This is a genomic window from Luteolibacter arcticus, assembly GCF_025950235.1.
GTDB classification, from domain to species: Bacteria; Verrucomicrobiota; Verrucomicrobiia; order Verrucomicrobiales; family Akkermansiaceae; genus Haloferula; species Haloferula arctica.
This window is the reverse complement of record NZ_JAPDDT010000005.1, coordinates 218,969-237,261: the sequence shown is the minus strand read 5'-3', so window position 1 is coordinate 237,261 and position 18,293 is coordinate 218,969. Positions and strand designations below refer to the sequence as shown.

19 protein-coding genes are annotated in these 18,293 nt (G+C 58.0%); 17 read left to right on the top strand and 2 right to left on the bottom strand.

Annotated elements, in window-relative coordinates; genetic code table 11:
• Positions 1-11 precede the first annotated feature (11 nt).
• From OKA05_RS14095 to OKA05_RS14065, 7 genes are all read left to right on the top strand, one after another.
• Positions 12-200 (top strand): hypothetical protein, encoded by a 189-nt coding sequence (locus OKA05_RS14095; protein WP_264487801.1) that lies wholly within the window; start codon positions 12-14, stop codon positions 198-200.
• A gap of 14 nt (positions 201-214) precedes the next feature.
• On the top strand, positions 215-781 hold the full coding sequence (locus OKA05_RS14090) for a hypothetical protein (RefSeq protein WP_264487800.1): 567 nt from the start codon (positions 215-217) through the stop codon (positions 779-781).
• A gap of 26 nt (positions 782-807) precedes the next feature.
• Entirely contained in the window at positions 808-1,011 is a 204-nt protein-coding gene (locus tag OKA05_RS14085; RefSeq protein ID WP_264487799.1) for a hypothetical protein, read from the top strand.
• Between the two features lie 120 nt (positions 1,012-1,131).
• The gene (locus tag OKA05_RS14080; RefSeq protein ID WP_264487798.1) at positions 1,132-2,007 is read left to right on the top strand and encodes a phosphoribosyltransferase-like protein; all 876 of its coding nucleotides are present in this window, start codon (positions 1,132-1,134) and stop codon (positions 2,005-2,007) included.
• Entirely contained in the window at positions 2,007-3,827 is a 1,821-nt protein-coding gene (locus OKA05_RS14075) for an ORC-CDC6 family AAA ATPase (RefSeq protein WP_264487797.1), read from the top strand. The genes OKA05_RS14080 and OKA05_RS14075 overlap by 1 nt, the downstream gene beginning before the upstream one ends.
• On the top strand, positions 3,824-4,759 hold the full coding sequence (locus OKA05_RS14070; RefSeq protein ID WP_264487796.1) for a hypothetical protein: 936 nt from the start codon (positions 3,824-3,826) through the stop codon (positions 4,757-4,759). The genes OKA05_RS14075 and OKA05_RS14070 overlap by 4 nt, the downstream gene beginning before the upstream one ends.
• Positions 4,734-5,867, top strand: coding sequence for a methyltransferase (locus OKA05_RS14065; RefSeq protein ID WP_264487795.1), 1,134 nt, complete (start codon positions 4,734-4,736; stop codon positions 5,865-5,867). Before OKA05_RS14070 ends, OKA05_RS14065 begins: the two co-directional genes overlap by 26 nt.
• Positions 5,868-6,355: 488 nt before the next feature.
• Here OKA05_RS14065 and OKA05_RS14060 read toward each other — a convergent pair whose 3' ends face one another.
• Positions 6,356-7,840: an Ig-like domain-containing domain gene (locus tag OKA05_RS14060; protein WP_264487794.1), complete on the bottom strand. Its 1,485-nt coding sequence runs from the start codon at positions 7,838-7,840 to the stop codon at positions 6,356-6,358.
• A 279-nt stretch (positions 7,841-8,119) separates the two neighbouring features.
• Here OKA05_RS14060 and OKA05_RS14055 point away from each other — a divergent pair, with 279 nt between their 5' ends.
• The 9 genes from OKA05_RS14055 to OKA05_RS14015 all read left to right on the top strand — a co-directional run bounded on the left by OKA05_RS14055 (position 8,120) and on the right by OKA05_RS14015 (position 16,261).
• Positions 8,120-8,356: a DNA cytosine methyltransferase gene (locus OKA05_RS14055; RefSeq protein ID WP_264487793.1), complete on the top strand. Its 237-nt coding sequence runs from the start codon at positions 8,120-8,122 to the stop codon at positions 8,354-8,356.
• Entirely contained in the window at positions 8,353-9,120 is a 768-nt protein-coding gene (locus tag OKA05_RS14050; protein WP_264487792.1) for a protein NO VEIN domain-containing protein, read from the top strand. The genes OKA05_RS14055 and OKA05_RS14050 overlap by 4 nt, the downstream gene beginning before the upstream one ends.
• 21 nt (positions 9,121-9,141) lie before the next feature.
• Complete coding sequence (locus tag OKA05_RS14045; RefSeq protein WP_264487791.1) at positions 9,142-9,414, top strand: hypothetical protein; 273 nt, start codon at positions 9,142-9,144, stop codon at positions 9,412-9,414.
• A gap of 153 nt (positions 9,415-9,567) precedes the next feature.
• On the top strand, positions 9,568-9,966 hold the full coding sequence (locus OKA05_RS14040; protein ID WP_264487790.1) for a hypothetical protein: 399 nt from the start codon (positions 9,568-9,570) through the stop codon (positions 9,964-9,966).
• Between the two features lie 227 nt (positions 9,967-10,193).
• Entirely contained in the window at positions 10,194-10,430 is a 237-nt protein-coding gene (locus OKA05_RS14035; RefSeq protein ID WP_264487789.1) for a PHP domain-containing protein, read from the top strand.
• A 534-nt stretch (positions 10,431-10,964) separates the two neighbouring features.
• Positions 10,965-11,852, top strand: a complete 888-nt coding sequence (locus OKA05_RS14030; RefSeq protein WP_264487788.1) for a carbohydrate-binding domain-containing protein — start codon at positions 10,965-10,967, stop codon at positions 11,850-11,852.
• A gap of 302 nt (positions 11,853-12,154) precedes the next feature.
• Entirely contained in the window at positions 12,155-13,393 is a 1,239-nt protein-coding gene (locus tag OKA05_RS14025; RefSeq protein ID WP_264487787.1) for a SpoIIE family protein phosphatase, read from the top strand.
• A gap of 136 nt (positions 13,394-13,529) precedes the next feature.
• Positions 13,530-15,158 carry a LysM peptidoglycan-binding domain-containing protein gene (locus OKA05_RS14020; protein ID WP_264487786.1) on the top strand — a complete coding sequence of 543 codons (1,629 nt, stop codon included), beginning with the start codon at positions 13,530-13,532 and terminating at the stop codon, positions 15,156-15,158.
• 68 nt (positions 15,159-15,226) lie between these two features.
• Entirely contained in the window at positions 15,227-16,261 is a 1,035-nt protein-coding gene (locus OKA05_RS14015) for a hypothetical protein (protein ID WP_264487785.1), read from the top strand.
• 40 nt (positions 16,262-16,301) lie between these two features.
• Here the strand turns inward: OKA05_RS14015 and OKA05_RS14010 are convergent, their stop codons facing one another.
• Entirely contained in the window at positions 16,302-17,237 is a 936-nt protein-coding gene (locus tag OKA05_RS14010; protein ID WP_264487784.1) for an alpha/beta fold hydrolase, read from the bottom strand.
• Positions 17,238-17,458: 221 nt separating this feature from the next.
• On the opposite strand from OKA05_RS14010, the gene OKA05_RS14005 reads away from it, so the two are divergent.
• Positions 17,459-18,271, top strand: coding sequence for a glycerophosphodiester phosphodiesterase (locus OKA05_RS14005; RefSeq protein WP_264487783.1), 813 nt, complete (start codon positions 17,459-17,461; stop codon positions 18,269-18,271).
• The last annotated feature ends 22 nt before the right edge of the window (positions 18,272-18,293 follow it).

Sequence of the window (18,293 nt, the reverse complement as noted above, 5' to 3'; positions counted from 1 at the left end):
CAGCCCAAGCGATGGCGGGCATCGTCCTGACCATGAAAGTCAGGCAGCCGTCACCCAAGCTCGTCGCGATCAGCAACGCGCTTTCGAGCGCGCCGCTGAAGCGATTGCCTGTGGAGACCGTGCGGGCTCAGGTGATCCAGCACCTTTCGGAGTCGAGATCCGAAATCTTGAGAACTGGGCCGGCGAAGAAGGACAGTTGATTCTCGCCGCGGAGGTGGACTCGCTGGACCTGGTCTCGAATAGCACCAGCGAGCACGAGGTATTCTATCGTCCAGCGGATGGAAGGGCGGTGAAGCGGACGTGGCCGGGCATTTACGGGCAGATCCCCACCGCGTCGAGTGGCACCCTGGACCGCCGGAATGCCACCCCGGCGGAATACCTGAAGCGCATGGCACTTCACATCGAGGTCTTCGCCAGCGACATCCGCCTTGAGGGCATCACGGTCTCGGACAAGCCCAGCATGATCATCGGCCAGCCGCCAGGGCAACCCTCGCTAGTGATCTCCCAGCGTTGGTACGCCAAGGAAGGCCTCGCCACGAACGAATCCATTCACGACCTTCTCACCGGGGAAGGCTTCCGTGCCGTCCCCTCATCCTACTTCGGATGGTACCGCCCCGAGGATGGCGTGGTCATCGTCGATGCGAAACCGGACAATTTTATCCGGACGCATGAAGGACTGATCCCCATCGACTTGCAAATGGCACAGTTTGACACTGACCAACTGGCCGCTGCCGGTCTATCTTCCGACCCAAGCGCACCGGTAATCTTCATCCCTCGATAGCCAGACTCCCAATCCCATCCCGCCCCATGGTTCCTCCACTGAGCACTCACCACCGATCACGCGGCACCCTCTTCGCCTCGAACATCGAGAAAGCCACCATCGACGTCAAAAAGGAGCAACGCGGCCACATAGCCCACACCACCGAAAAAACCGCCTTCACCGCCGCCGAGAAAAACGCGTGCAGCATCGAAGCCACGATGAACGGCGGGACCTGCGAAGCCTGCCAGTGATATCCGTTTCTCCTGAAACAGGCGGCCCGTGAAAAGGCCGCCGACTTTTTCCAAGTCAATAGCTAGCTTAACAAGCGGAAGAGATGCTCGTTGCGCTAGTGGACATAGTTCACATCACTAATGCTCACATCTGTTGACTCGGTTAAAAGCCTGATCAAAGTTGGCCACCTTCCAGGTCAACCTAAATGTGATTTGGACGGTTGGCTCAGCAATTTTCGACGAGATGAACTCCCTTTGGCTCAACACCTAGCATCTCGATATATCTATATTAGCCAAGCGCACGGCGAATCAATGTTCCTCGATGCGTTTCATTCGCTTAGCAGTCATATAGCGAAAGCAGCTACCAATGCAGACACTATCGCCACTAAGTGGTGGGATTTTTTGGGACGTGTCGTGGTGTCGCGTGTAACAGGTGAAAATCCGAACGATACTGACAGTGGATACACTTTTGCACGTTGGGCACGGCAACTCGCAGGCATTCCAGAGACGCGGATTCTTCGGCCAGAGGAAGTTATTGCGGCAAGGTATAACAACGATTTCCCGTTGCTCTTGGTGGATGATTTTTTGGGCTCTGGAGAGCAAATCATTAAGCATTGGAAGCGGAAGCATCAACTCTCCGGTCAGAGTTTGGAAGATTTGTTCGCTAACAGTGGCGGCTACGGAGCCTACTATTGCCCTTTGGTTGCGACGTCATACGGCCTGCAACGAGCCCGGAGCTGCGTCGGGCTAAATGTCATTCCAGTTTATACCATGGGACCGGAATACTCCGCATTACAAGCCGACTCAAGGATTTGGAAGAACGCCTTTAGCCAATCTCAGTTGGATGAATTTTTGAACAACACCTACGCTCGGGCTGCATTTTCGGACCCTAGGTTTAAAGGTGGATTCCATAATTTAGGCCTAACAATAGGATTATGGAATAATGTACCTGACGCATCCATCCAAATTCTTTGGGACGAGTCCCTCACGTGGAAACCACTAATGAAACGTGCCTAATGAGCTTTGATCGCAAATTTGTGGAATTGTTAAAGGATCGGCTCGGCGGATTCAAGTATGAATGGACCACAGCAGACCTCACACAGGTCTTTGCGCCACCTTCCTACTTTGATGATTTGTCGAGTGCGCGGCCGTGCATGCTGATCGGGGCGCGCGGATCGGGGAAAACTACCGCCCTACTAGGCATGACCCGCCTAGCGCGCGGCGAGGCAGATTCTAAGCACAACAATGACCTACTAGCAGTTTACGAGCGCGTCGACTCAGGAAAGACAAGCGCATTTTCAGGAGCGGGAGTTCCAGATTCCCAATGGGACAAAATTTTCTCTCACTATCTGAATCTCTCAATCTGCTGCCGGCTCATTCTGGAGATAAAAGAATGCAAAAATCCTTCCAGCGAAGAACAGGATTATTCTTCAGTCATCGAATTACTCAGAATCACTCCTCAGGAGCCCGAACCCTGTAATTTAAAAATTACCATTGAGATACTACGCCGAGCGCTTGTCGATTTGGAGAATGCGCTCAATGACATTCAGGCATTGGATGGAATACCTCTTTCCATTCTTCTGGAGCCAATCCGAGAGCTTTCTTCGATCGCTAAACAACTACTAGGGTTCAGCCGAATTATTTACATTTTTGACGAGTACGAAAACTTCGACGAAAGGCAGCAGCGAATTGTAAACACCATCATTAAACATTGTACTCCGGCCTTTGTTGTGAAAATAGGGCTGAAGGACTATGGACTGAAAACTCGGGATGTTCTGGCTAAAGATCAAAGAATAAGTCACCTAGCCGATTATGTGCAGTTGAGAATTTCGGAAATTTTTACCAAACAGCAATTTAGAGACTTCTCGTTACGAGTACTTGAGCTTCGACTCCAAGGCCGAATTCCTTCAGGGAAATCAATTGCGGAGCTATTTGAATCGCTTTCGTTAGAGGAGGAATACGATCGTAGTGTAGAGACCTCAATAAAAGTGAGGCTTGAAAATGTTTTTGCAGGCCTGCAGCGCGAAGGGGAGCTTTCTCTTCTTCAGAAGCGCTTTCTGCTGCTTGAGTCGGAGTTTAGAGGACAAGAACTCCTAGAATTAATTCAGCGATGGTTTTCCGACGATCGCAGCTTGAAAATTAGATTCGGAAATTATTCTTATGCTATTGTCCTAAGTGACTCAAAAGCAAAGAAAAATGCAGATGGTGTAAAAAAATTGTACCCTGGAATTCACACATTAGCTGACCTCGCTGGCGCTAACATCAGGTACTTTTTAGAGCTGGTATACGAATCTGTCTCGGAACAGTACCGTAGGGACCCTACATCTGAATTCATTGCAGCAGAAGCGCAAAGCATTGCTGCTCAGAGAGTGGGCAGACGGGCACTTGAGAACGCGACTGACGGTGCTCTTCATGGACCGGCCATTAAAGGAATTGTTATTGGAATAGGAAGGGTTCTGGAAAATCTTGCTAGGGGAGTTCATGGTCGTCGACCAGAGGTGACGACTTTCAGAATTAGAGATCCACGGCCCCCAGCACGCATTGAAGACAGCCTTTTCCTGGTTAGGGAGTGCATTCGGGAGGGACTCTTCATCGAAGCCCCGATTACCAAGCGTAGTGGCAGTCATGTGCCCATGACACAAGAATACCGGATCCACCCCATCCTTTCTCCATTTTTGGGAATAAGTCATCGAAAGAAGAGGTGTATCGACATTTACGCTGATGAGATTCAGGTGTTAGCACAAGATACTGAACGAGGAATCAAAGTGATTGAGTCCCGCCTGCGTTTGGGTGGTGTAGACGACTCCCTTCAATCGGATTTTTTCAGTGCTGAATGATGATAAATATCCCGCGATACTCCTTTGAATGGGAACCAGATCAAGTAGATCTCGGGGGGGCCTTGCTGGTCACTAACGATTCCAATACTGAAGATCGGCATTCTTGGTGGAGAAATGCATCCATTGCTCCAGAGGATATCATAATTATCACTGAAGCCGGCGGGCACGCTTCTCCGACCATAAATTGGAATGGTTTGGATTTCTCTCTTCGGCGCTCTGAAGAAATAGCAAGTTTTTTGAATCAGATTCAAGGAACTACTAAGGGTGTCGTAATCGATGTCACAACGTTAGCCTATTCCACCTGGGCAATTCTGGTTAAATACTGCCTCAAAGAAGGGATACCTATTCAGGCTGTTTATTCGGAGCCTTTGGAATATGCTGAGCCTACAATGGAAGAATTTTCATTGAGTGATAGAGTTGCGGGAGTTCGCGCGATTCCCGGTTTCGTTAGTTTGGACTCGGACTTTGAAGAAGCGGCCGAATTGCTAGTTTTCATGGGATTTGAGGGTCCAAGAGTTTCGCACGTGATGCGAGTGACAGATGTGCCAGAAGAGCTAGTGACCCCCGTGATCGGAGTGCCTGCATTTATCCCTGAATTTGCCCAATATGCTTACTTGGGGAACAGAAGAGTGCTCGATAGCTTAAGAGGCGGACGTCCTATTCGATGCGCTAAAGCGAGCTGTCCTTTCGCCGCGATTATGGTGCTCGATTCCGTCGCAAGAGCCACCAGTGGCCGAGAATTGAAGGTAGCTCTGTTGGGGACTCGTCCACACGCACTGGGTGCAGTTTTATATTACATAGTTAGCAATAAACGGATTGGTCTAATCTACGACTTTCCAATTCCGAGCCCTGGCCGCAGCGAAGGGTGCAGAAGAGTTCATCTTTACGACCTCAGGAGATTTTACGATGAATCAAGGCTCTTCAACCTTTGACCAATACTTCACACCGGAATCTCTGATCTGCCGTTTGATTGAGGAGGTTCCGCTAAAAAAAGTAAAACGCATTGCCGACTTTGCTGTCGGCAAAGGAGCATTACTTCTAGAAGCGAAGAAGATCTGGCCAGAAGCAGAGTTACTGGGAATTGATCGAGACCCCAAAATGGTCTGCTCGCTGAAGACGAATCCTACAAGTGGGACTTGGATCTGCGAAAATTTCTTGGAGTGGGCTCCAAAACAAGATGGGGCTGCTAAAGCAGCTTACCAGAGTGATCTGATCCTGCTTAATCCCCCCTTTTCACTAAAGGCGCATCCTTGCCTTTCTATTCCTTTTCAGGGGGCTGTTTACCGGTGCTCCATTGCCTTGGCATTCATTTCCTACGCGCTAAGATTCCTTAGAAAGGGCGGAGCTATTCTGGCTATTCTTCCTCATGGAGTCGTCCATTCAAAACGAGATGCCGCCTTGTGGTCGGCCATTGGAAAAACCTTTGATCTAGATATTCTCGAGGATCACGTTGCTGAGCGATTCCACGGTTGCCAAGTCCGCTGCATAACAGTTAAAATTTTCAACAGACGCCCAAAGATTCATGCGAAGACCGCTAAACCTCTTGAAGTAGTGCCGGACGCGTCAGCAGCCTTACAATTAAGTCGAGGCTGTTTCGATCACGTGTCATATAAAAATGCAGACTGTCGAGGTCGTCGCGGCCATTTACTGATCCATACAACAAATCTTAAAGATGGAAAAATCGTGGGCCGCTTTGCACGACTCTCCGCGGCCCTTCCTTATAAAGAGTACGAAGGGAGTTTGATTGTTTTCCCCCGAGTGGGCCGCCCTTCGAAAGAGAAGGTTGTCTTTATCGCCGATGCCAAAGGATTACAGTTCACCTCGTGCGTCATGGTAGTCGCCTGCGGAGAAATGAGCACCGCCCAAGCTGTCTTTTCTGCCATTTCTGAGGCTTGGAACTCATTTAGAAATTGCTACGGAGGAACTGGCGCTCAGTACACCACCCTAGAGAAGGTGAAAGACTTCATCCGTTCGCTTCCGGAAGCGGAAGGGGTGGAAGAAAGCTCGCTCAAACGGAGTTGTTCTCTTGCGGGTGGCTGAGCGGCCATCGCTTCGCTTGGCAAGGATGGGTCTGGGGTCGGTCCCCGCATCGTAACATGTTCCTTACTCTTCTTGGTTGGACCAGCCTGCGCGGCGCATCATCCGCATCGTCCCCAAAGCGGTTTCGGCAGCCTTGAATCCCTAAAACTCTCAAACTCCGCTCCGCCGGTATGGTAGACCTTAACGGAGGAGCGGAGTTCCAGAACGCGCCTTCGGCCTCCGGAAATGAAAGGGGTCAGGACGAGCATTTCAACAAACGCCCTGATGGCCTGAAAGGCACGATCAAGCCAAGTTATAGCGCGTTAAAATGCCTGTCCCTTCGCAAAGTGGCGGTGGAGCAGCCTCACTCGTCACCCGCAGCGGAATCCCCAACTGTCCTCGAAGCTGCGGCGGGAGAAGTGCCGCGGTTCAAGCGGGCACGGCTCGATGGCGATACAGCAGTCCTCACTGGCGGGATGATTTTCCCGCCGCGCTGCTTCCGCGGGCGGTCATGGCGTCTGCACGGCCTTTAGACGGGCGAATTTCGCAGCGTCCGGGGCTTGAAGCACCGTCAGCTTCACCCTGTCCGTGCCTGCCGTTGGCGTGTCCTTGGCGACCTCCACGCCGCCGGTTGATCCGGCGGTGTTGGCACCGACGGTGTAAATGGATGGCCACGAGGTGAGGGTAGTGCCTACTTCAATCGAAAGCGCGGTGGTGGCGCTGATGGAAGATTGGATGCGCTGAAAGGTGAAGACCATGTTGCCGCCGACCGTGGAAACCGTCGGCAGCTTGTCGAGCACGCTGGCAGTGGGATTGGCGGCACCGAGGATCCAAGCGAGCCCGTTCTTCACGCCGTCGCCATTGGCATCGGCATCGAAGAGCGCCCCACGCGCCCAAGCGTCGTAGGCAGGCTCAGTGGCAAAGTTCCAGGTGGTATCATTGGTAATCCCGGCGAAGCTGTTGCCCGCGGTGTCGTCGATGGCGGTCGCGGCGATCTGGATGGCGTGGTTCTTGCCGGCCACAAGGTTTGCCGTCGGGTTAATCGTCAGGACGGCACCGGAAATCGACACTTGGCTGGTGTCGGTGACGGCGATGGTCGTTTGCGTCGCGTCGGTCAGGTTCTTGACCGTGATGTTACCGGTGCCGCGGGAGATGTTCTCGCTGAATGTCGCCACGAGGTTCGCGCCGGAAACCACGGCAGTTGCGTTGTCTGCGGGGCTGAAAGAGGAGATCGTTGGAGCCGTGGTGTCGGTGCCGGTGATGACAGAGAGAGGCAAGGCGTTGGAGGCCGAAGTGTTGCCTGCACCTGTGACCTTGTTTCCGTATGAAGTGCTTCCGTTGCGGTTCCACAGCAGGATGCGATCAATCGCATGACCTGATGAGCGAGCGCTGATTTGGAAGGTGTAAGTGCCTGGGGCGAGCGTCCAAAAGAGAGGGAGGGGATAGTTGTCCTGATTTTTTGCATCCCAAATCCAGCCCGAACCATTCCGATAGACTTTGTACCAATTTTCGCTGGCTGATCCAATTTTGTCCGGGACACCACCGTTTGCGCCACCAGGCACTTCTTGCGCTGTGATGCTGACTCCACTTGGATTCAGCATGCGGGCAAATGAATCATTATGTTCGGTTGTCTCTGTGGAAGTATTAAAAGTGCCTTCAGTGCTATTATACGAGGATATTAATGAGCGCCATTGCAATTGATAGTCACCGGGGGTTGTTATCACTACCTTGTAGGAGATCAATCCTTTGCCAGGAGTGCTGGAACTGTTGAGAGTGCTGCCATAGAATGACCCAAATATGGAAGCGTTGTCGCTTCTGCCCACAACGCTTGTCGCCTGCTTCCATCCTTGAGCAGGCAGGGGTTCGGATTCGGCCTCCATGACCACCACTCCGCCGCTCTCATTGTAGGCAGCGGTGGCAGTGGGGGTGACCGTGAGCAATGCAAAGCATCCGGCGAGCAGCGAGATTTTCAAAACGTGGATGATGCTTCTCATAATTTCTTTCGGTCAGGAGGCTCGGGAAAATCGACACGGCCTCTTGTGAAGGCGCGATACCGTGCTTCAGTTGCTAGAGGCTGCAACTTGGAAGTGAATCGGGCCAAGCCGGGCGTGAATGGGGTCTAAATGGGGTACCAGCTAGATCACAGAAAGGGGTCAGGACGCGCATTTCAACAATTCTGCCGTCGATCCTATTACAGGTCCCGCTCGTCCACGCCGTCGAACTTTCCATCCTCCTTCTTTGACAACCTCGCGGAAGCCTGTTCAACTGAACCAGTGATTTTCCCTGCGCCTTCCTTTGTCGATTTCTTCGCTGGCAGCGGGTTGGTCACCCAGGGCGTGCGGCATGCCTGCGAACCGGTCTGGTCGAACGACATCTGCGCGAAAAAGGCCGCCATCTACCTCGCCAACCACGGCGACGGCCATTTCCACCCCGGCTCAATCGAGCACGTCCGCGGCGCAGAGATCCCGAAGGGCGACATCGTCTGGGCCAGCTTTCCCTGCCAAGCATGAAAGCGGCGAGTCAGCGGGAGCGGCTGATGCTTGCCGGGCTGTTTCTCTCGAAGTTCAGCAAGGAGGGCCTTCGCCACTTGGGATTCGAGACCTTTGCGGAGGCCTATAATGCGATGGGCTACGCACTTGGGGGCAAGCCGACGTCGATCAAGAACTACATGCAGGAGTTCGACCCGCTGTTTCCTAACGGTCGCAAGGGCTGGCACGGGCGGGAGATGCGAGCGCATTGTCGCGAAGCCTTCGAACAGTTCGGCGGCCTCTCGCTGGAGCAGTTTTCCCGACTGCTCACGCCTCTGCTCCTTCCCGGAAAGGTGCTGCCGCAAGAGCTGGAAGAACTGAACGCATTCCAGCACGATGATTTCGAAAACGAGAGCTTCTCCAAGCGTCTTATCACCGGTGTGGCGGCCGAAGGATTCTTCGAGTCCACTTTCTCAACCCTCACTGATTTCACCGGCCACACCCTCAGCAACGTCACCCGCTTCGGCTGCGGCTTTGACTTCCGGGTGCAGCCCGCCGGAATCGTTCCCTTTCTCGCCGTCGAAGTGAAGGGAATCGCGGGCGCTGGCGGTGACGTGATGATGACCAGCAAAGAGCATCGGGTCGCCGAGCACTTGGGCGACCGCTATTTCCTGTGTGTCGTTCGGAATTTCGTTGAGAAGCCGTCGCTGTCCCTTTTTCGGAACCCGTTGAAGCAGGGCTTCCAGTTCACGGCTCGGGAGCGCAGTCAAACGACCATCACTTGGCATTCGCGGGTTCCTGCCTGATTATCTAACACCAATCCGCCCATGAACCTACCTCCGCACAATCCCGATCTTGTGGTTCCTACCGACGGTTTCTTGGATCCGGATGCGACCAACGGCCTGAGGTCATCCTCGGCGAAGAGCGCAATGCTTCACTATCGACGAGAACGAGATTTCGATTGTGATGAGACGACCTGCTGCGTGGACCTCATGACCGATCTTTTGCATCACCTGCATGCGCGCGGCGAAGACCCGATCAAGTGCCTGAAGAAAGCAGGCGATTACTTTCTTGCGGAGGTTGCCGGTGCTGCAGCGTGAGGAAGTGAATCGGGTGAGTTCCCGAAGGGATACACTGACAGTACCCGCCAAATCACATGTTTCCGTCGATCCGCCGCCTGCCCGCGCGAATGAGCAGCCATCGTTTCGCTTGGCAAGGATGGCGGTCGCGTTCTAAGCCCGCGGGAGGAAAACATGCTTTCTCACGAACCAATCGAATGGCCGGATGAAGTCGAGGTGCTAGTCGATCGCCTGGAGGGCGAATCGGCAGGGCGGACTCTCAGCCGCGAGGAGCGGGCGCTGATGGATGTCTATGAGACCGTGCCGCTGCTGGAGGGCGAGGATGGCTTGCACGGCTTCTGGCAGAGCGGCGTGAATCACCAGCGGGTGATCAATTCCTTCGAGCTCATCGGCGCCACCACCTTGGTGGACCCGCTCAAGGCCAGCCAGTGGTGCGAGACCCGCCCGGAGGACCGCCACGACTACAGCGAAACCGAAGAGGAATACCTCTCGACGATTGAAGAAGAGCTTTTCGAGGGGATGGACGAGCTGGTGGACGTGGTGCTGGTGTTCATCGAGGAGGAGTTGGGGTAGGGGAGAAGTGCCGGGTGATCGGTGGGGGAATTGGGAAGGCAACGCCGGCCGAGACCATGAGAGCGATAGGAGGCGGTCGATTGGATCTTTGGGGCGCGGCGTTGAAGAAGTCGTTGATGGAAGCCGCGACGATGCCAAGACCTACCAAGAGCGTCAGGTCGCGAAAGCCATTGAAGAATCGGGTTCCGGAGAGTAGTTCTACGAAAGCCAAACGAAAGAAAGGGCCGATGAAACCGGAAGACCGTTATCACCGCTTCGTCCGCTGGTCCGATGAGGACCAGTGCTACATCGGTTATTGCCCGGACCTTTATGCCGGTGGCGTCTGCCACGGCGAGCGGGAGGAAGACACCTACGCCGAACTTTGCGCGATCGTCCGGGACGAGATCGCCTACCGCAGCGCGAAGGGAGAGAGGCTGCCCGGGCCCGCCGTCCGCGCCACGCGGGATCTCGATTTCGCCGCGTGAGTGCCGGTTAGCCGAGATCCTTGAAACTTGATCTGCTGCGCCATGCCCCTGGCTGAGGATCTGGAATAAGGAGACGGAGAAGAGGTGAGAGGGGCGAAGGCGGACGAGGACCTGCTAAATTCAGTGCCATTCAAGGGTCAGCTCCCTTCGGGGTATCGTGCCCCTTCAGGGCACTGGCGGTGGGGCGAGGGGACCCAGGGCGGCGCGATGCTTGCCCTGGGCTGAGGGATGTCGCCCCTTTGGGGCTGAAGAAGGGCTGGCTGTTCGCGTAGGGGTTGACGGAGCCTTTACCGGCTTAGCTCAGGCGCATTGGCGGACGAAGAGGCGAGCGTTCCGATTCCATCGGTGGCATGCCCCGTCCAAGAGGTTGCTCTCGAGCCGCAGGCAGCCCCCTGAGGGCACGCTTTCCGAGCAAAATGCACCAAGAGGACATGCCATTTATAAGCTCATATGTGAATTAATGAGTCGTTAGCAGTCGGATGCCGTGCATTAACTTGCAGGCCACTGGTCTCACCACCCTTAGTCCCCGGTCCCATGAAATCACCCTGCCTTTCCTCCGTCCGCTTTGCGCTGCTCCTGTCGTTCCTCGCTCCCGCGAGTCTCCAAGCCGCCACGGTCGTCTGGGGTGGCAGCACCGGCGACTACGTGACGCCGGGCAACTGGGTGGACGGGGCGGTCCCTGACACCGCCAACGGCGACACGGCGGTGATCAACTCGGGAAACGCCACCTATTCTCCAGGCAGCGATCTCGCGATTCACAACGGCGGCGCGCTCGTCATCAACGGCGGAAGCTGGTCCCAAGCCGGTGGCGACGCGTGGATCCAGCTCTCCGGCGGAGCGCTGACGGTCGCGGGCGGCACCTTTAACCACGGCAGCTCGAGCAACATCGTCCGCAATGCCAGCTCAAGCATCACGGTCTCGGCCGGGGTGGCCAATTTCAACGGCGACTTCCGCAACGAGGCCGCCCTCGGCACGTTCGCGATCACCGGCGGCACGGTGAATATTGCTTACGAATTCAAGCCAATCACCTCGTTCACGATGTCGGCGGGGACGCTGACCGCCAGTGTGATTTCATTCGCCGACGGACCGGGCTCCATCGATTTCACCGGCGGGACGATCTCGGTGGAGGGTGCCAGCTTTTACAACGGCTTCTACGGCGGAGGGACGCAGTCTCTCAACTTCAGCACGGGATCGACCGGGTCGCTGTTTTTCCGAAACTACTCCCTCGGGGAGCTGACGACGGATGAGTTCCTGATCAACGGCACCATCCGGTGGAACGGCACCATCGCCCCCAGCTCGTTCAGCGCGGTGGAATCGGATGGCGGTGTGCTCGTCACCATCGTTCCCGAGGCGTCGACTACCCTGACTTGGCTGGCCGGCATGGGGGCCTTGCTGATGCGGCGCCGCCGCAGGGCGCATTGAGCCGCTGGCTCGGTGCCTAGGCTGGACGGCACACCGCAAAGGTGGCGGAGGAACGCGCAGGACGCGTGCGCCACTGCCGCCTTGGCACGCGGATCGGAAAGATGGCGGGGAAGGAGATTTGCGGGTGGCGATGTGGAGGCGGACATTGCCCAGCCGGAACGGCGCAGCCGTTCCGCTACGAGCGGGTGGGCCGTCGAGTCTCGTTCGGGGCCGGCCGGGTCGATTCGCGATGAGGATTTTCTCTGCCTGGCGGTCCTGAGTGCTTGGCCGGCAGGCTTTTCCGGCGTTACCTTCGGGCGACCATGGAGACTGGGGAACTCCAATTCCGCAAGAGCATCGGGGATTTCAGTCGCGCCATCGAGCAGGGGCGGGCGGCGGTGTATCGTCGCAACTTCGAATCCCGTACCTACGAGTACATCGGCCGCTACATCAAGGAACTCACCGGCTACGACCAGACGGAGCTGACGCCGGAGCTGTGGGATTCGCTGATCCTGCACACCGAGCAAAAGGGCGAGCTACAGCACCTGGAGCTGGCGGAGGCCAACCGGCTGGTGCGCTCCGGGCAGGTGGAGCGTTGGCAGGCCGATGTGCAGATCCGGACGCGCTCGGGCGAGACCCGCTGGGTGACGGACATGTCCACGGTGCTCCGCGACGCGGAGGGGACGTGCTTCGGCTGCCTCGGGGTCTTGCAAGACATCACCGAGCGCAAAGCGGGCGAGCAGCGGCTCGCCAGGCTGAGCGAGGAACTTCGTCGACGGAACGCCCAGATGGAAGCCGATCTGGCGATGGCGCGGGAAGTCCAGCAGGCGCTGATCCGCAGCATGCCGCGGGAATTTCCCCGCGGTGCGGCACCCGGCACTCCGCGGCTTCATTTCTCGAAGCGCTACTTGCCCGCGGAGATGCTGGCGGGCGACTTCATGGAGATCCTGCCGATCGGTGGCCATGAGGTGGGCGTCTTCATCGGCGACGTGATGGGCCATGGCGTGAGGGCCGCCTTGCTGACTACTTTCCTGCGCGGATTGATGGAGGAGCTGGTGCCCGTCGTCAGTGATCCCGGCCGGCTCCTCACGAAGATGAACCGGAGCTTTCACTCGGTCTTTGGCCAGGGGGACGATCTGATTTTCGCGACGGCGATCTACCTGGTGATCGATGTGAAGACCGGGGTCACCCGCTTTGCCAATGCCGGGCACACTAAGCTGCTCCACTTGCGCCCGGGTGCCGGTGACGCCGGTAGCCGCCTGAGCATGCCGGGCAGAGGCTCTCAACCCGCGCTCGGGATCGTGGAGGATTTCCAGTTCACGTCCGCCGAGCTGTCGCTGGGTGAAGGCGAATCGCTCCTGCTCTACACTGACGGAGTGCTGGAGGCGGGCGACGCCGATGAGCAGCAGTATGGCCGGCAGCGGATGCTCGGCTACCTGCAGCAGCATCTCCAGGCAGGACCCGATCAGCTCCTGGACGGCCTGATCGACGATGTCCGCTGCTTCACCCACTCGGAGGCCTTCGAAGACGACGTGTGTCTGCTGGCCATCACCCGGTCGTAGGGCGGCGAGAAGGGAGATTCGCAGGTGGCAATATCTGGCGGCGCTCGCCCAGCCGGAACGGCGCAGCCGTTCCGCTACTCCCCGGGACCGGCGATTCCTCGTTGCCGTGATCGTTGGCTTGGGTAGGTTCAACGTCATGCGTTTTTCGATCGTGCGTTCGTGGTCGCGCATCGCCCCCCTCTGGCTCACTTGCGGTGCTCTCTTCGCTCAATCTCCCATCGCTCCCCCGAAGGCCGGTCCGCCGAAGATCGAGCCGGGTCTGGAGGAAGCGGTGCATTGGAAATGGAGCGTCGCCCCGGCGGCGACCAGCGCGTGGGGCCTGCCGCTGCCGGAGGAGCTGGCACCGAAGTCCACCGTCCCCGGCGCGGGTGGGGCCACCTCCACACCCTCGGCCTCTGAGCCGCGGCCCACGACCTACGAGGTGAAGAAGGGCGACGCGCTCGTGAAGATCGCGCGGAGGTTCTTCATGACCGCGGAGCAGTTGAAGCAGTTCAACGGGTTGAGGGACGACCGCATCGTCATCGGTCAGGTGCTGAAGATTCCCACGCCGGCGGAAATGCTGGAGATGGCACCGCCGCCGCCTCCGCCCCCGCCGAAGGTGGAAGAAAAGCCGAAACCGAAGCCCAAATCGAAGCGCAACCCCGCGAGGTACCAGGATGAAGACCGCGACGGCAACCCCACCGGACCGGTGGACGTGGAGCCTATGACCTACGAGCAGCTCGTGCTGGAGACCGTGCTGATCCAAGTCTTTCTGGACCGCGAGATGTTTTCGCCAGGCGCGATCGATGGCAAGAGCGGCCCGACCTTCCAGAAAGTCAGCCAGATCTATCAGGAGACGCACCCCGATGCCGCGAACCCGGCGCTGCTCAAAGCGAAAGCGCTGGCCACGGTGAAGCAGCCGTACACGAGTTATGTGCTGCGCGCGGACGACTTCAAATTCATCCAGCCACGGAAAGCCGGGGCGATCGTGGGTGCCGATGGCAAGCCCCTGCCGGTCGTGAAGAAAGCTCCGGCCAAGAAGGGATCTAACACCACTGCCAAGACCGTCCCGGTCGTGCCGCCGCTCACCTACGAGCAGATGGCTGCCGCCGACTTTCTCGGCTACGCGACTGTATGGGAATTCGTCGCCGAGCGTTTCCACTGCGATGAGGGATTCCTGCGCGAGCTCAATTCCAAGCTCAAGGATGTGCCCGAGGTTGGGACCATCTTCCAGGTGCCGAACGTGGTGCCCTTTGAAATCGAGAAGGCGCTCGATGCGCCCCTGCAGCCCGCCGCCGATCCGCAGACACCGGTCACGGCCGCGGTGGTGAATTTGGCGCGGCTGGAAATCTCGCGTGGGGCACAGCTCATCGCCGTGCTGCCGATTGCCTCGGCCCGCCCGGGCCTAACAGGTCGTGGCTCGTGGACGATCCTCAATGCGATCCCGCAGCCGCGCCTGACCACCACCCGCGAACCGCGCGAGGCACCGAAGGTTCCACCGGCCGCAGCACCACCTCCCGGTGTGATACCCGCCGATGCGCCTCTAACAGCTCCTGCGCAGTTCCTCGCTCCCGGGCCTAACAATCCCATCGGCATCATGTGGATCCATCTCGCGAAGGCCAACAGCACCGAGCCACTGGCCTACGGCCTGCACGGCACCGGTATCCCCGCGCGGATGAGGTCGCAGGAAGGCATCGGCGGCTTCCGCCTCGCGAATTGGGACATCGCCCGCGCGGTGCGCCTGCTACCGACCGGCACGGCACTGCAGTGGAAGATCGCCCCGTGATGCGGTGGGATGCGGCGAATTTACCGCGTTTTTACCCTGGGATCGGGCGCATCTGCTATGCTTGGAGCATGCTCGCAAAGGTCGCTCTACTTTTCACGGGAAGCGTGATGCTCGCCGCCGGCGAACGCGTGGAGCCCCGGACTTACCTTCCGGGTGAGGTGGAAAAGGAGGCCTACTATCAGAGTGCTCCGGTCTCCGAGCTGATCGCCGTCCCCGAGCTGCCAACGCCGAAGCCCAAGCCGAAGCCCGCGGATGACACCGGCATTTCCGAAGCCACCCGTAATTTCGCCACCGCCAGGATTCAGGCGTTAGCCAAATACTACGGAGTGCAAATCACCGTTCCCATGGAATGGGGGAAAACGGGAGAGGAGATTCGCGTATACTATCGATCTGCGGACGGCCATTTTATTGCGATGCACTTCGATCCGGACGAGAAACAAGTGGCGGGTGCCCATATATCCGGGTTGCGCATTGAGGAAGATGCGACGCCACCGGAGGCGGAGGAACGCTTCGAAAGCTATGCCGCGGATTTCCACCGGCGTGTCTTCGGCTTCGCCCCACCTGCCGAACGCGAGGCAGCTCATCCACTCCGCGTGGAACGCTCAACCCATACCCGCCAAGTCCGCTGGAGCGTCATCGTCAATGGCGCGACCATGATCAGGCAGGCTTACGTGAAAGCCGAACTTGACCCACGGGATGGCCGTTGGACTTTGAGTGGCTCGCGCGGCCCGTCACGTTCGGAAGTGAAGTCGATCGAGGAGCTGCTCCAGAAGGAACCGACACGAATCACGGAAGCGGAAGCGGTGGCGATCGCCTGGAAGCATTGGAAAGCAGTCGGCACCCCACCGAAGGATGGCACGGACTACCGTATCTGGTGCCGCTTGAAGGAAGGAGCTGCGGAGGAGAGGGAGCCATGGGGTGGGCTCAGTTCGTTCGATCGCGAGGCGAAGGCGTGGAAAAACAAGGCCACGGAGTCAGGCCCGATGGATCCGGTGTTCCATGAGGTGGGGATCTCCTTGCCGGGCCTCTTCCGTGTGAACGCTCTGGTAGATCGCATCGACGGGAAGGTGATCCGGATGAACCAGCGCAAGATGGCGTGGTGAGTGGGGTGAAAGGGTGCGTCTTCCGGCATCGGGCGCTCCCTCACAGGAACTCGACCAGAGCCCGCAGATAGTCATCGAAGGCCTCGGCCTGGGGCGCATGACCGACTCCCAGCAAGGCCACGAGGCGGGCTCCGGGAATCGTGGCGGCGGCCGCTTTGCCCAGCTCTTGATACTGCCCCATGGTGGCGGCGACATCCTTCGACACGAGGTTCTTGCCGATGGCGGTGCGGTCGCGTTCGCCGATGATGAGCAGCGTGGGCACCTTCACATCGGGGAACTCGTAGAGCACTGGCTGGGTCATCACCATGTCGGAGGTGATGGCGGTCACGCGTGCCATCCTTTCCTTGTCGGGGCCTTTCATCCAGCCGACCTGAATGGCCAGCAGCGGATCGTATTCGGCTTTCCATTGGCCATCGAAATAGACGGTGCGCATGTATTCCTTCACCGCGGAGGGTGCCTTCTTCAGCTCGGCGGCGGTGGCCGCATCGATGTTCTGATAGGGGACCTTGCGCTTCCAGTCCTCGAGGCCGATCGGATTGACCAGCACGAGCTTCTCGGTCGCCGCGGGATACATGAGAGCGAAGCGTGTGCCGACCATGCCGCCCATCGAGTGGGCCACCACCGAGGCCTTGGCAATGTCGAGGTGATCGAGCAGCGCCTTGGTATGCGCTGCCATCATGTGGAAGCTGTACTGGATGTCGGTGGGCTTCGAGGATTTGCCGAAGCCGATCTGGTCGGGGAGGATCACCCGGAAGCCGCGGCCGGCGAGTTCCTTCGCGGTGCGTTCCCAGTAGGCGCCGGAGAAGTTCTTGCCGTGGAGCAGCAGGACCGCGCGGCCATTCGGAGCCGCTGATGGTTTCACGTCCATGTAGGCCATCTTTAGTTCGTGGACCTGCTCCTTGATGGGCAGCTCGTGCACCTCGAAGGGATAGCGGTAATCTGTTAGGGCGGCATCCAGCGGAGGGAACTTCGCCATTTCATACGGTGCGGGTTCTTGGGCGGAGGCCGACAGGACCAACGTTGCCGCGGCGAAAAGGACGGAAAAACTGGAAGCGCGCATGATTCGCCAACTTCCCCGGCGAATGCCGCCACGCAAACGGGAATCGTCGCCGCTTCATGAGACATCACGATCGTGGCAAAATCGTTGCCGCTCGGGAACGGGTGTGCCGGGAGCCTCTATCCACACTCGATCCCATCATGAAACGTCTGCTGCTGTCCGCTCTGTCCATCGCCGCGCTACTTGCGCCATCCGCCGATGCGGAGCCGAAGAAGCCCTTCCACTTCGCCCACCGGGGTGGTGCATTCGAGTTCGAGGAGAACACGTTGTTCGCCTTCCGCAGCAGCTACGAAAAAGGGATTCGCGGCTTCGAGACGGACATCCGCATGACCAAGGACGGCAAGCTGGTGATCCTCCATGACGACTCACTCGACCGCACGCACCATGGCAAGGGACCGGTCGAGGCGCTCGATTCCGAATCCGCCAAGGGCATCACCACCCTCAAGCAGAATGAGCCGCTGCTGTTCCTCGACACGCTGCTCGATTTCCTCGCGGACAAGCCGGGCCTCTACGTCGAGTTCGAGATGAAGACGGGCAACAAGACGCTCTACTCGGACGACCGGATCGACGAGTATGTCCGCGAGGTCCACAAGCACGTCATGGCGCGGCGCCCGGAGAGATCGACGTGGGTCTTCACTTCCTTCGACCCGCGGCCGCTGAAGGCGATCCGGCAGATCGATCCGCAGGCGGAGATCATGTTCATCAAGGGCGGCCCGCTGGACGAGGCGTTGATGACGGCCGCGAGTGAGATCGGCGCGCGGCGGATCGCCTGCAAGATGGAAGGGACGACCCGTCTCGCGGTGAAAGCCGCGCAGAAGCAGGGCTTCACCGTCACCGGTTGGCCGGGCCACAATATCAGTGACTACTTCCTCGGCCTGGGGCTCGGGGTCGACGCGATCTGCAGCGATGTTCCGGTGATGATCCAGGAGTACATCGACTCCCAAGGGAAGTGAGGGTCTGGAACGGGGAAACCGG

Coding starts and splice junctions, on each gene's coding strand:
- OKA05_RS14020 (WP_264487786.1), top strand. CDS start 13,530: ATGCGTTTTTCGATCGTGCGTTCGTGGTCGCGCATCGCCCCCCTCTGG.
- OKA05_RS14080 (WP_264487798.1), top strand. CDS start 1,132: ATGCTCACATCTGTTGACTCGGTTAAAAGCCTGATCAAAGTTGGCCAC.
- OKA05_RS14040 (WP_264487790.1), top strand. CDS start 9,568: ATGCTTTCTCACGAACCAATCGAATGGCCGGATGAAGTCGAGGTGCTA.
- OKA05_RS14045 (WP_264487791.1), top strand. CDS start 9,142: ATGAACCTACCTCCGCACAATCCCGATCTTGTGGTTCCTACCGACGGT.
- OKA05_RS14015 (WP_264487785.1), top strand. CDS start 15,227: ATGCTCGCAAAGGTCGCTCTACTTTTCACGGGAAGCGTGATGCTCGCC.
- OKA05_RS14010 (WP_264487784.1), bottom strand. CDS start 17,237: ATGGCGAAGTTCCCTCCGCTGGATGCCGCCCTAACAGATTACCGCTAT.
- OKA05_RS14035 (WP_264487789.1), top strand. CDS start 10,194: ATGAAACCGGAAGACCGTTATCACCGCTTCGTCCGCTGGTCCGATGAG.
- OKA05_RS14085 (WP_264487799.1), top strand. CDS start 808: ATGGTTCCTCCACTGAGCACTCACCACCGATCACGCGGCACCCTCTTC.
- OKA05_RS14050 (WP_264487792.1), top strand. CDS start 8,353: ATGAAAGCGGCGAGTCAGCGGGAGCGGCTGATGCTTGCCGGGCTGTTT.
- OKA05_RS14005 (WP_264487783.1), top strand. CDS start 17,459: ATGAAACGTCTGCTGCTGTCCGCTCTGTCCATCGCCGCGCTACTTGCG.
- OKA05_RS14060 (WP_264487794.1), bottom strand. CDS start 7,840: ATGAGAAGCATCATCCACGTTTTGAAAATCTCGCTGCTCGCCGGATGC.
- OKA05_RS14030 (WP_264487788.1), top strand. CDS start 10,965: ATGAAATCACCCTGCCTTTCCTCCGTCCGCTTTGCGCTGCTCCTGTCG.
- OKA05_RS14070 (WP_264487796.1), top strand. CDS start 3,824: ATGATGATAAATATCCCGCGATACTCCTTTGAATGGGAACCAGATCAA.
- OKA05_RS14095 (WP_264487801.1), top strand. CDS start 12: ATGGCGGGCATCGTCCTGACCATGAAAGTCAGGCAGCCGTCACCCAAG.
- OKA05_RS14025 (WP_264487787.1), top strand. CDS start 12,155: ATGGAGACTGGGGAACTCCAATTCCGCAAGAGCATCGGGGATTTCAGT.
- OKA05_RS14065 (WP_264487795.1), top strand. CDS start 4,734: ATGAATCAAGGCTCTTCAACCTTTGACCAATACTTCACACCGGAATCT.
- OKA05_RS14075 (WP_264487797.1), top strand. CDS start 2,007: ATGAGCTTTGATCGCAAATTTGTGGAATTGTTAAAGGATCGGCTCGGC.